The following is an 11585-nucleotide window of genomic DNA, read 5'->3' as shown; positions in this document are numbered from 1 at the left end:
CACCCCGCCCGCCCCCGAGAAGCAACGCCACGTCACACACTTGGGCACGTGCGGTATACCGTGCCTAGGGTGGGGGCGTGAGCACTCCGCGCGTGTACGTCATCCACGAGAACCCCGAGTGGTTCCCCCCGCTCGCCGCTGCCTTCGAGGCCGAGGGCGTCCCGGTCGAGGAGATCCTGCTGACCGAGGGGCAGATCGACCTCGCGGCCGAGCCGGCACCGGGCGTCTACTGGAGCCGCATGTCCGCGAGCTCCCACACCCGCGGCCACGAGCACAGCAAGGAGTACACCCGGGCGATCCTCGGCTGGCTCGAGCGTGCCGGCCGCCAGGTCGTCGGCGGCAGCCACGTGCTCGAGCTCGAGGTGTCGAAGGTCGCCCAGCACGGGCTCCTGCAGCAGGCCGGGTTCGACGTGCCGCGCACCACCGCCGTGTTCGGCACGACGACGCTCAAGGAGGCCGCCCGCACCTTCACAGACGGGCAGGACGTCCCCTTCATCACGAAGCACAACCAGGGCGGCAAGGGCCTGGGCGTGCGGCGGTTCGACTCGCTCGCCGAGTTCGACGCCTACGTCGACAGCCCCGAGTTCGAGGCCCCGGTCGACGGCATCACCCTGCTGCAGGAGTACCTGACGGCGCGCGAGCCCTTCATCACCCGCGTCGAGTTCGTCGGTGGCGAGTTCGTGTACGCGGTCCGCGTCGACACCAGCGCCGGCAGCTTCGAGCTCTGCCCCGCCGACGCGTGCGAGGTGCCGCAGGTCATCGCGGGTGCCGTCTGCGACGTGCCCGGCACCGAGACCGTCGGCGCGCCCCCGGCGTTCGCCGTCCGGACCGAGATCACCGCCGAGCACCCGCTGGTCCAGCAGCTCCGCACGTTCCTCGCCGACCAGCGCATCACCATCGCGGGCGTCGAGTTCATGGAGACGACGGACGGCCGCACCGTCGTCTACGACATCAACACGAACACGAACTACAACCCCGCGGTCGAGGAGTCCGCGCCGGCCTCCGGCCCGCGCTCCATCGCGAAGTACCTCGGTGGCCTGCTGGCGGCGGAGTACGCGGCGCACCTCACGGCCTGAGAACGCAAGAACCACCGGACTGGAGGACCGTGGCGGGCCCGCCACGGGCCTCCAGTCCCCTTTCCCACACCCCCCAAGGAACCCACGTGCGATTCGGATACTGGACCCCGCTCTTCGGCGGCTGGCTGCGCAACGTCGACAACGAGAACATGCCGGTCACCTTCGACTACGTGAAGCGCCTGGCGCAGCGCGCCGAGCGGATCGGCTTCGACCTGACGCTCGTGCCGGAGCTCAACCTCAACGACATCAAGGGCACGGCGGCGCCCTCGCTCGAGGCGTGGTCGCTCGCGGCGGCGATCGCGGCGACGACCGAGCGCCTGGAGATCATGGCGGCGATGCGTCCCGGGTACCACCTGCCCGCGGTGACGGCGAAGCAGGCGGCGACGATCGACGACATCTCGTGCGGCCGGTTCACCTTCAACGTCGTGAGCGCCTGGTGGGCGGAGGAGGCGAAGCAGTACGGCGGGATCTTCTCGGAGCACGACGACCGGTACAAGCGCACCGCGGAGTTCGTCGAGGTCATGAAGGGCCTGTGGCGCGAGACCCCGTACTCGTTCTCGGGCGAGTACTACGACATCGAGAACGCGCACCTCGAGCCGAAGCCCCGCGTGACGCCGCGCATATACGCCGGTGGGGAGAGCGAGGCCGGCAAGGCTGCGATCACCGGGTACGCCGACGCCTACGTCACGCACGGCGGCACGGTCGAGGAGCTCCGCGCGAAGATCGACGAGATGAAGCAGCGCCGCGTCGACGCCGGTCTGCCGCCGTTCGAGGCGTTCGGCATGGCCGCGTACGTCATCGTGCGCGAGACCGAGGAAGAGGCACAGGCCGAGCTCGCCCGGATCACCGACGTGCAGCACGGCAAGGCGTACGAGTCGTACCAGGACTTCATCTCGAAGTCGCAGCTCGAGCACGTGCCATCGCTCGAGGACTACTCGGTGTCGAACCGCGGCCTGCGCCCCGGGTTCGTGGGCACGCCGTCGCAGGTGGCCGACCGCATCCGGGAGTTCGAGGACGCCGGGGTCGACACGCTCCTGCTGCAGTTCTCGCCGCAGCTCGAGGAGATGGACCGGTTCGGCGAGCAGGTCATCCCGCTCGTCCGGCAGTCGGTCGGGGCGCAGTCCTGATGGGTGCCGCGCCGACCAACGCCGAGGACGGCTGGGCGTTCGAGACCCGCCAGATCCGCGCCGGCTTCAAGGCCGACCCGGGCTGGGGCGCGAACGTGCCGCCGATCGCGCAGAGCGCCGCGTACGTCTACCCGTCGGGCGAGGACGCGGCCGCGCGCTTCATGCTCGACGCTCCCGGCCACACCTACACGCGGGTGAACAACCCGTCGGCGGCAGCCCTCGAGCGCCGGATCGCCGACCTCGAGGGCGGGATCGGTGCGCTGGCGCTGGCGTCCGGGCAGGCGGCGACGTCGCTGGCCGTGCTCGGTGTCGCACGCGCCGGTGACCACGTGGTGTCGAGCGCCTCGCTGTACGGCGCGACCTACACGCTGTTCGCGTCGACCCTGCGGGACCTCGGCATCACCTTCACGTTCGTGCAGGACCCGACCGACCTGTCCGAGTGGGCGGCGGCGGTGCGCCCGGAGACGAAGGCGTTCTTCGGCGAGTCCATCCCGAACCCCCGCGGGGACGTCCTGGACTTCGCCGGGGTGGCCGGGGTCGCACACGAGGCCGGTGTGCCGCTCATCGTCGACAACACCATCGCGACGCCGTACCTGGTGCGCCCGATCGAGCACGGCGCCGACATCGTCGTCCACTCCGCGACGAAGTACCTGGCCGGACACGGCAGCGCCATCGCCGGGCTCATCGTCGACAGCGGGAACTTCGACTGGGCCGCGCACGCCGACGCCTACCCGCAGCTGGCCTCGACCGAGCAGTCCGGGTTCGCGAACACGAACTTCGCCGAGAAGTTCGGGCGACGGGCGTTCATCCAGCGCACCCGCTCGAAGCTGTCCGCCGACCTCGGGCCCGCGATCGCACCGTTCAACGCGTTCCTGGTGCTGCAGGGCATACAGACGCTGTCGCTCCGCATGGACCGGCACGTGTCGAACGCCGCCACCGTGGCGACCTGGCTCGACGCGCACGACCAGGTCGAGCACGTGCACTACGCCGGCCTGCCGGACTCGCCGTGGCACCACCTGCAGCAGCGCTACGTGCCGAAGGGGCCGTCGGCCGTGCTGTCGTTCGACCTGGCCGGTGGGGTCGCCGCGGGCCGACGGTTCGTGGCGGCGCTCGAGCTGTTCGACCACGTCTCGAACCTCGGTGACGTCCGTTCGCTCGTCGTGCACCCGGCATCGACCACCCACGTGCAGATGACCTCGGCCGAGCGAGCGGCCGCCGGGGTGGGGGACGGCCTCATCCGCCTGTCGATCGGCCTCGAGCACATCGACGACATCACCGCGGACCTGGCGCGGGGGTTCACGGCAGCCGCAGCGGGATAGGTTGGGCGCATGACCACGTTGGCCGCACCGACCCGCGTGCGGACGCGCGCCCCCGGCAAGATCAACGTGTTCCTGTCCGTCGGGGCGCTGCAGGACGACGGCTACCACGACGTCGCCACGGCGTACCAGGCGGTGTCCCTGTACGAGGACGTCACCGCCGAGGCCGCCGACGACTTCTCGGTCACCTTCACCGGGCCGATCGACACGAGCACCGTGCCGGTCGACGAGTCGAACCTGGCCATCCGTGCGGCCCGGCTCGTGGCCGACGCGGCCGGACACCGCGGCGGCGTGCGGCTGACCATCGACAAGCAGGTGCCCGTCGCCGGCGGCATGGGCGGTGGCTCCGCGGACGCCGCGGCGACCCTGCTCGCCGTCGACACGCTCTGGGGCACCGCGCTCGGTCGCGAGGAGCTGCTCCGGCTCGCCGCACAGCTCGGCGCCGACGTGCCGTTCGCCTTCGCCGGCGGCACCGCCGTCGGTACCGGTCGCGGCGACGAGCTGAGCCCGGCGCTGGCCAAGGGCGAGTTCCACTGGGTCCTCGCCCTGAGCGACGACGGGCTGAGCACCCCGGCCGTCTACCGTGCGCTCGACGAGCACCGGGAGCGGTACCGCGCCGACATCTCCCCGGCGCCGTCGCACCCGGTGGTCGAGGCGAACGTGCTGCAGGCTCTGCGCGCGGGCGACCCCGACCTGCTCGCCGACTGTGTGCACAACGACTTGCAGGCACCGGCCATGCGCCTGCAGCCCCGGCTCGCGGCGACGCTGGAGCTCGGCGAGAAGTCCGGTGCCCTGGCCGGCCTGGTGTCCGGCAGCGGACCGACCGTGGCGTTCCTGGTGGGCGACCGTGACGCCGCGCTCGAACTGCAGGTCGAGCTCAGCGCCGCCGGCCTCGTCGCACTCCGGGCCACCGGTCCGGTGCACGGCGCACGCGTGGTGCACTGACCCGAGGCCCCGGCACAGCCGTCGGCGCTTGGACCGCCACCGTCAGCGGGTGGACCGCCACCGTCAGCGGCTGTACTTCCAGAGGATGACCGTGCCGGTGTGCCAGTAGCGCACGACGTGGAACCCCTCGGCCACGAGCGTGTCGGTGACCTGCGGGCGGATGTTCCGTGACTTGCCGCCGACGAACCACACGGTGTCGATGCCGGAGATCCGCTCGGGCACCGTCGTCGCGATGTCCCCGTTGACGTTCCAGAGCTGCCCGCGTTCGGCACCGGTCTCGGCGACGGCGAGGTCGCGCATCCCGGTGAAGGCCTCGGGGTAGGAGTCGGCGATGACCTGCGCGGTGGTGCCCGGGTGCTCCCAGACGCTGCCGAAGACGACGCCCTCGTTCTGGTCGGTGCGCCGGTCCCGCTCGCGCTCGATGATCGCCGCCGCGTTCGCCCAGTGCGAGTCCTGCTTCGCGTGGGGCAGCCGGACGATCGTGCTCGTCGGTGCCGACACGAGCAGCATCCCGACGACCGCGAGCGCCAGCCACCGCCGAGGTCGGATCGCCGTGATCGCCAGGCCGATGAGCAGCGCGACGAACGGCAGGCTCAGGCTGGCGTACTTCGGGGAGTACAGGTGCTCCCCGGCCGCGGTCGCGCCGACGAGCAGTGCGGTGGGCAGGATCGTCAGGGGGACGGCGACGCGCACGGCCTGCATCCGCAGCAGGTCACGGGCGGCGGGGGAGGGGCGTCGGGTGGCCCGGACGGCGAGCACGACGCCGACGATCATCAGCGCCCACCCGAGCACCGCGTACGGCCAGACGGCACCGAACCAGGCGGTCGCGACGACCTGGCGCACGGTGGCCCACCCGACGCCGGTGATCCAGCCGACCTGCTTGGCTTGCCCTGCGGCGAGGACGATGAACGGCGACACCACGAGCGCGGCCCCGACGGCGGCGACGCCCCAGCGCACGAACGCGGCGCGGTCGACCATCGGCGCGGCCACCGGACCGCTGCGCTGCGAGAGCACGGCGTCGCGCCGTGCGGCACGGTCGGCGACGGCGGTCCAGAGGAGCACGACCCCGTGCGCGACGACGGCCAGGGCCAGGTAGACGTTGAACAGGACGGCCACCACGGCGAGCAGGCCGTAGACGACCCACCACCGGGTCGCGTGGTGCCGGGTCCGGGTGCGCCGGACCGCGGTGATCCCCACGAGGGTCAGCGCGACGGCGAACGTCGTGACGGTGGCGTACGGGCGCCCCTCGGTGCCGGCCCAGGCGACGCGCGGCAGGACCAGGAACACGATCCCGGAGACGACGCCGAGCCGCACCCCGCCGAGACGACGGCCGAGCGCGACGACGAGGCCGGCGGAGACCCCGATGGCCAGCGCGCTCGGGAACCGCAGCGTGAACGGCGAGTACCCGACGAGCGTGAACCAGACGTGCATCACGGCGTAGTACAGGCCGTGGACGGCGTCGACGTTCTGCAGTTCGGCCCAGAGCGCCGGCCAGCTGCGCTGTGCGCTCGCGATGGTCGCGGCCTCGTCGTACCAGACCGACGGCACCCAGCTGAAGGCCGCTGCGACGACGACGCCGAGCGCGCCGACGGTGATCTCGGGGGTCCGTGCGAGGGCTCGGACAGCCGCCACGACGAGGCCCAGCGAGCGCGCGCGCACCGACGCGTCCGACGTCGTGCGTCGGACCGGGACGGTACCGGTGCGCGGGGAACTCACGCCCGCGACCGTACCGATCTGCTCTGGGGATCCGCCGCGTCCGGGCGCTGAACTCTCACATGCAGGAGTTCGGTGCGACGGGCCAGAATGACGGGATGGAACCCCTCGTCGCCCCCGCCGCCGCGCTCTCCCCGGGGCGGACGCAGCTCGGTTCGCGGACCGCCGCGCTCGCCGACGTCGGGGTCACCGGGCTGCGACGCCTGGCCACATCGCGCATCCTCGTCGTCGGGGCCGGCGGGCTCGGCGCACCGGTGGTCGCGTACCTCGCCGGGATCGGTCGGCTCACGGTGGTCGACCCCGACGTGGTCGACGCCTCGAACCTCGCCAGGCAGACGCTCTTCACCGCCGCGGACGTCGGCTCGCCGAAGGCGCAGGTCGCGGTCGCCCGGGCCGTCGCCGTCGACCCGGAACTCGACGCGGTCGCCGTGGTCGGGTCGTTCACGCCGGACCTGGTCGCCGGACACGACGTCGTGGTCGACGCCGCCGACTCGGTCGTGGTCACCCGGGCCGTCTCGGACGCCTGCGCCGCTGTCGGCGTGCCGTTCGTGTGGGGCACCGTGCTCGGCCACGACGGGCAGGTCAGCGTCTTCCGCGACGCCGGGCCGGACGGCGTCGACTTCCACGACCTGCACCCCGACGCGCTGCCCGACGAGGGCTCGTGCGCCCTGGACGGCGTGGTCCCCGCACTGTGCGGTGCGGTCGGTGCGGTGATGGCAGGACAGGTCTTCGCGTTGGTCACCGGCAGCGGCGACCCGCTGCTCGGACGCGTGCTGACCGTCGACGCCCGCCGGTGGCGCTGGACGGAGAGCCCCGTCCGTCGCGGACCCGCTTCGCGTCGACCGGCACCTGCTGGTGCCTCCGCGACGCCGCGCATCGCGCCGTCCGCCCTGGCTGCCAGGGTGGCGGACCCGTCGGACCCGCTGGTCGTCGTCGACGTCCGGACCGACGAGGAACGCGCGGCCGGCGTGGTCGCCGGTGCCGTCACCGACGACACCGGTTCGGACGAGGTCGTCGTCTACTGCGCACGCGGCCCCCGTGCGGACGCGTGGGCGGCGCGGCAACCGGCCGGGAGGCGCGTGACGGTCCTCGACGGCGGCTTCGAGGCCTGGCGTCGCGAGGGGCTGCCCGTGGCGATCGAGCACCGGTCCTGACCCAGCCCGGTCACCTCCACCGCCCCTGCCGCCGCATCCGCGGATAAGATCGGTGGATCATGACGCAACTGCGGGTACGGGACGCTGCGGCCTTCCTCGGGATCAGTGACGACACCGTTCGTCGGCTCGTCGACGGCGGCACCTTCACCCGTGCCACGGACGACGCGGGGCGAGCCGTGGTCGACGGTCGCGAGGTAGCTGCCTACGCACGGGAACGCAGTTCCGAGCTGACCGACCCGGCGTCCGCGGTGAAGAGCTCGGCGCGCAACCGCTTCGTCGGGATCGTCACCGACCTGGTCGTCGACACCGTGATGGCGCAGGTCGAGCTGCAGTGCGGCCCGCACCGCGTGGTGTCCCTGATGAGTGCCGAGGCCGTCCGCGACCTCGGGCTCGAGGTCGGGTCCGTCGCGGTGGCGTCCGTCAAGGCCACGATGGTCGCGGTCGAGGCACCCGCCCACCAGGAGGACCCCCGATGATCCGTCGTTCCCGCTCGCTGCTCGTGCCCTTCGCCGTCGTGGCGACGCTCGGCCTGTCGGCGTGTTCGACCGCCGACGCTCCGGCGGGGTCGTCGTCGCCGTCCTCGTCGTCGAGCGCGGACACCGAGGTGTCGGGGTCGATCACCGTGTTCGCGGCGGCGTCCCTCCAGAAGACGTTCACCACGCTCGGCAAGCAGTTCGAGACCGCGAACCCCGGCGCCTCGATCCGGTTCTCGTTCGCCGGCTCGAGCGACCTCGTCACCCAGATCCAGAACGGTGCCCCCGCCGACGTGTTCGCGTCCGCCGACGAAGCGAACATGGCGAAGCTGGCGTCGACCGACCTGGCGAGCGGTTCGCCGCGGGACTTCGCGACGAACGTCCTCGAGATCGCCGTCGCACCGGGCAACCCGAAGGGCATCACGGACCTCGACGACCTGACGGCTCCGGGCGTCCAGCTCGTCACGTGCGCCGCCCCGGTGCCGTGCGGTGCCGCGACGGCGGAGGTCGAGTCCGCATCGGGCGTCGACCTCGAGCCGGTCAGCGAGGAGCAGTCCGTCACCGACGTGCTCGGCAAGGTCGAGTCCGGTCAGGCTGATGCCGGACTCGTCTACGTGACGGACGTCCGAGGGGCCGGCGGCAAGGTCGACGGGGTCCCGTTCGACGAGTCGGGCAAGGCCGTCAACACGTACCCGATCGGCGTGCTCCGGGAATCCCAGGACCCGGCGCTCGCACAGGCGTTCTCGGAGTACGTCCGCTCCGCCGCCGGGCAGCGTGTGCTCGCCTCCGCGGGCTTCGGGAAGCCCTGACCCGTGGCTCCGCGCGCTGACGGACGGCCGCCGGTCGCGTGGTGGCTCCCGCTGCCCGCGGTGCTCGGCGGGCTGTTCGTCGTCGTGCCGGTGCTCGCGATGCTCGGCCGGGTGGACTGGTCGTCGTTCGTCGGGCTCGTGACCTCCACCGCGTCACTGACCGCACTCGGGCTCAGCCTCGGTACGGCGCTCGCGGCCACGGGCGTCGCGTTCGTCCTCGGGTACCCGCTCGCCGTGCTGTTCGCGCGGTCGCGGTCGCGCTGGGTCGGCGTCGCTCGTGCCGTCGTGCTCCTGCCGCTCGTGCTGCCGCCGGTGGTCGGCGGCCTCGCGCTGCTCGCGGCCTTCGGTCGGCTCGGGGTGGTCGGGGCGTTCCTCGACGACCACGGCCTGCACATCGCCTTCACCACGACGGCGGTCGTCATCGCGCAGACCTTCGTCGCGATGCCGTTCCTGGTGTCCTCGGTCGAGGGTGCGCTCCGCGTCGAGGGCGACCGCTACGAACGGGTCGCCGCGACCCTGGGTGCCGGACCGACCCGGACGTTCCTGACCGTCACGACGCCGAGGGTCCTGCCCGGCATCGTCTCGGGGCTCGTGCTCTGCTTCGCCCGGGCGCTCGGCGAGTTCGGGGCCACCCTGACCTTCGCCGGCAGCCTGCAGGGGGTCACGCGGACCCTGCCGCTCGAGGTCTACCTGCAGCGCGAGGTCGACCCGGACACCGCGGTGGCCCTGGCCGTCGTGCTCGTCGTGGTGGCCGTCGTCGTCATCGGGGCCTCGTCGTTCCGCACCCGCGGAGCCCTGGCGTGACGGCCGAAGGTGCGGTGAGCGTCCGGGCGCACGTCGTCGTCGGGTCACGGGACGTCGACGTCGCGATCCAGGTCCGCGCGGGGGAGTGCCTGGCCGTCATCGGGCCGAACGGTGCGGGCAAGTCGACGGTGCTCGAGGCCCTGGCCGGGCTGCTGCCGATCGACGCCGGCCGGATCGAACTCGACGGGGTGCAGGTCTCGAGCCCGCGGCGCACCGTCCCCGCGCACCGTCGTCGGACCGGACTCGTCGCGCAGCGGTCCGACCTGTTCCCGTTCCTCGACGTCGTCGGGAACGTCGCCTTCGGGCCCCGAGCGGCCGGAGCCGGTCGCGCCGCGGCCCGGCAGCTCGCCCGCGACGCGCTCGACGCCGTCGGGGTCGCCGACCTGGCCACCCGCGACCCACGCACGCTCTCCGGAGGACAGGCGCAACGCGTCGCGATCGCGCGCGCGCTCGCCACCGACCCGGCGGTGCTGCTGCTCGACGAACCGACCTCGGCGCTCGACGTCGGCGCGCAGGACGAGGTCCGCGCGGCACTCCGGACCGCCGTCGCCGGGCGGCCCGCGGTCCTCGTCACCCACGACCCGGTCGAGGTCGTCGCACTGGCCGACCGCGTCGTCGTGCTCGAGGGCGGCCGGGTGGTCGAGCAGGGCACCCCCGCTGCCGTCCTCGGTCGTCCGACGAGTGCGTTCGCCGCGACGTTCTCCGGACTCGCGCTGGTGCGCGGGACCGCCACCGGGGGCGGGATCGCGATCGACGGCGGGGGCGAGCTGGCGTCGGGGGCGCACGCCGTGCCTCCCGGCCGGCCCGCCCTGGCCGCCTTCCACCCGACGGCCGCCGTGCTGACGCGGGACGGTGCCGGGGCCGCGCGCACCGTCTCGTCGCTCGAACCGCGCGACGGACTGGTGCGGGTGCGGGCCGGTGACCTGGTGGCGGACCTGACGCTCGCGCGGCTGACCGCGCTCGGGATCGCCCCCGGCGACGCGGTGCGCATCGACGTCCCCGCAGCCGAGGTGGCGGTCTACGCGCCCCGCGGTTGAGACAATGGTCCGATGACCTCCTGGTTCCCCAAGGTGTGGCCCGTGGCCACGCCGATCCTGGCGGCCGTCGTGCTCGCGTTCTCGTACGGCCGGTACGGGCTCGGTACCGCCGTGGTGGTCGTCGTCGCCGTCGTGCTCGCGGTCACGGTGCTCGCCGCCGTCCACCACGCCGAGGTCGTCGCACACCGCGTGGGGGAACCCTTCGGCTCGCTCGTACTGGCCGTCGCCGTGACGATCATCGAGGTCGCGCTCATCATCTCGCTGTCGAGCTCGGGCGGTGCGCAGGCCGAGACCCTGGCGCGCGACACGGTGTTCTCGGCGGTGATGATCACGATGAACGGGCTGGTCGGCCTCGCGATCCTGATCGGGACCCTGCGGCACAACACCGTGCGCTTCAACCAGGAGGGCGCGAGCGCCGCGACCATGACGGTGGCCGCGCTCGCCGTGCTGACCCTGGTGCTGCCGACGTTCACCACCGGCACCGACGACGCCTCCTTCACGGGGACGCAGCTCGTGTTCGTCGCGATCGCGTCACTGGTGCTCTACGGGCTGTTCGTCGTCACGCAGACCGTGGCGCACCGCGACTTCTTCCTGCCGGTCAACCGTGCCGGCGGGGTGCTCGTCGAGTCCGAGGACGCCCACGCCGCACGCCCGTCGGGTCGCACCACGATGGTGTCGCTCGGGCTGCTCGTCGTCGCGCTCGTCGCCGTGGTCGGGCTCGCCAAGGTGGAGTCGCCCGCGATCGAGGCCGGGGTGGCCGCCGTCGGGTTCCCGCCGTCCTTCGTCGGTGTCGTGATCGCGCTGCTCATCCTGCTGCCGGAGGGCATCGCCGCGTCGAAGGCCGCCGCACGGAACCGGATCCAGACGAGCCTGAACCTGGCGATGGGGTCCGCGATGGCGTCGATCGGTCTGACGATCCCGTCGATCGCGGTCGCGTCGCTGTTCATGCCGGGGACGCTGCTGCTCGGGCTCGGGCCGTCGCAGATCGTGTTGCTCGCGCTGACGATCGTCGCGGCGGTGCTCACCGTGCTGCCCGGTCGTGCCACGCGGCTGCAGGGTGGGGTGCACCTGGTGATCTTCGCCGCGTTCATCGTGCTGTCCGTCTCGCCGTAGGGCGGGGCGGGGTCGGCG

At 72.8% G+C, this 11585-nt stretch carries 11 protein-coding genes; 10 read left to right on the top strand and 1 reads right to left on the bottom strand.

Going from position 1 to position 11585, the window contains the following annotated elements:
* Positions 1-77 precede the first annotated feature (77 nt).
* The 4 genes from DEI98_RS18115 to DEI98_RS18100 all read left to right on the top strand — a co-directional run bounded on the left by DEI98_RS18115 (position 78) and on the right by DEI98_RS18100 (position 4464).
* Positions 78-1076 carry a RimK family alpha-L-glutamate ligase gene (locus tag DEI98_RS18115; RefSeq protein ID WP_111101538.1) on the top strand — a complete coding sequence of 333 codons (999 nt, stop codon included), beginning with the start codon at positions 78-80 and terminating at the stop codon, positions 1074-1076.
* An 86-nt stretch (positions 1077-1162) separates the two neighbouring features.
* The gene (locus tag DEI98_RS18110) at positions 1163-2203 is read left to right on the top strand and encodes an LLM class flavin-dependent oxidoreductase (protein WP_071406522.1); all 1041 of its coding nucleotides are present in this window, start codon (positions 1163-1165) and stop codon (positions 2201-2203) included.
* On the top strand, positions 2203-3522 hold the full coding sequence (locus DEI98_RS18105; protein ID WP_111101537.1) for an O-acetylhomoserine aminocarboxypropyltransferase/cysteine synthase family protein: 1320 nt from the start codon (positions 2203-2205) through the stop codon (positions 3520-3522). The genes DEI98_RS18110 and DEI98_RS18105 overlap by 1 nt, the downstream gene beginning before the upstream one ends.
* A gap of 9 nt (positions 3523-3531) precedes the next feature.
* Positions 3532-4464, top strand: a complete 933-nt coding sequence (locus DEI98_RS18100) for a 4-(cytidine 5'-diphospho)-2-C-methyl-D-erythritol kinase (protein WP_027466065.1) — start codon at positions 3532-3534, stop codon at positions 4462-4464.
* Between the two features lie 63 nt (positions 4465-4527).
* On the opposite strand, the gene DEI98_RS18095 is transcribed toward DEI98_RS18100, so the two are convergent.
* Positions 4528-6180, bottom strand: a complete 1653-nt coding sequence (locus tag DEI98_RS18095; protein WP_111101536.1) for a glycosyltransferase family 39 protein — start codon at positions 6178-6180, stop codon at positions 4528-4530.
* Positions 6181-6275: 95 nt separating this feature from the next.
* On the opposite strand from DEI98_RS18095, the gene DEI98_RS18090 reads away from it, so the two are divergent.
* From DEI98_RS18090 to DEI98_RS18065, 6 genes are read left to right on the top strand one after another with little or no spacing between them, the layout of a single operon-like run.
* Positions 6276-7331 (top strand): ThiF family adenylyltransferase, encoded by a 1056-nt coding sequence (locus tag DEI98_RS18090; protein WP_181438090.1) that lies wholly within the window; start codon positions 6276-6278, stop codon positions 7329-7331.
* Positions 7332-7390: 59 nt separating this feature from the next.
* On the top strand, positions 7391-7807 hold the full coding sequence (locus DEI98_RS18085; protein ID WP_071406518.1) for a molybdopterin-binding protein: 417 nt from the start codon (positions 7391-7393) through the stop codon (positions 7805-7807).
* Positions 7804-8613 carry a molybdate ABC transporter substrate-binding protein gene (modA, locus tag DEI98_RS18080; RefSeq protein WP_181438089.1) on the top strand — a complete coding sequence of 270 codons (810 nt, stop codon included), beginning with the start codon at positions 7804-7806 and terminating at the stop codon, positions 8611-8613. Before DEI98_RS18085 ends, modA begins: the two co-directional genes overlap by 4 nt.
* Positions 8614-8616: 3 nt before the next feature.
* Complete coding sequence (locus DEI98_RS18075) at positions 8617-9417, top strand: ABC transporter permease (protein ID WP_071246956.1); 801 nt, start codon at positions 8617-8619, stop codon at positions 9415-9417.
* Entirely contained in the window at positions 9414-10454 is a 1041-nt protein-coding gene (locus DEI98_RS18070) for an ABC transporter ATP-binding protein (RefSeq protein ID WP_258370940.1), read from the top strand. Before DEI98_RS18075 ends, DEI98_RS18070 begins: the two co-directional genes overlap by 4 nt.
* Before the next feature lie 12 nt (positions 10455-10466).
* The gene (locus DEI98_RS18065; protein WP_017888287.1) at positions 10467-11567 is read left to right on the top strand and encodes a calcium:proton antiporter; all 1101 of its coding nucleotides are present in this window, start codon (positions 10467-10469) and stop codon (positions 11565-11567) included.
* The last annotated feature ends 18 nt before the right edge of the window (positions 11568-11585 follow it).

The sequence above is a fragment of the Curtobacterium sp. MCLR17_034 genome, assembly GCF_003234485.1.
GTDB classification, from domain to species: Bacteria; Actinomycetota; Actinomycetes; order Actinomycetales; family Microbacteriaceae; genus Curtobacterium; species Curtobacterium flaccumfaciens.
This window is presented reverse-complemented; position numbering and strand designations above follow the sequence as displayed.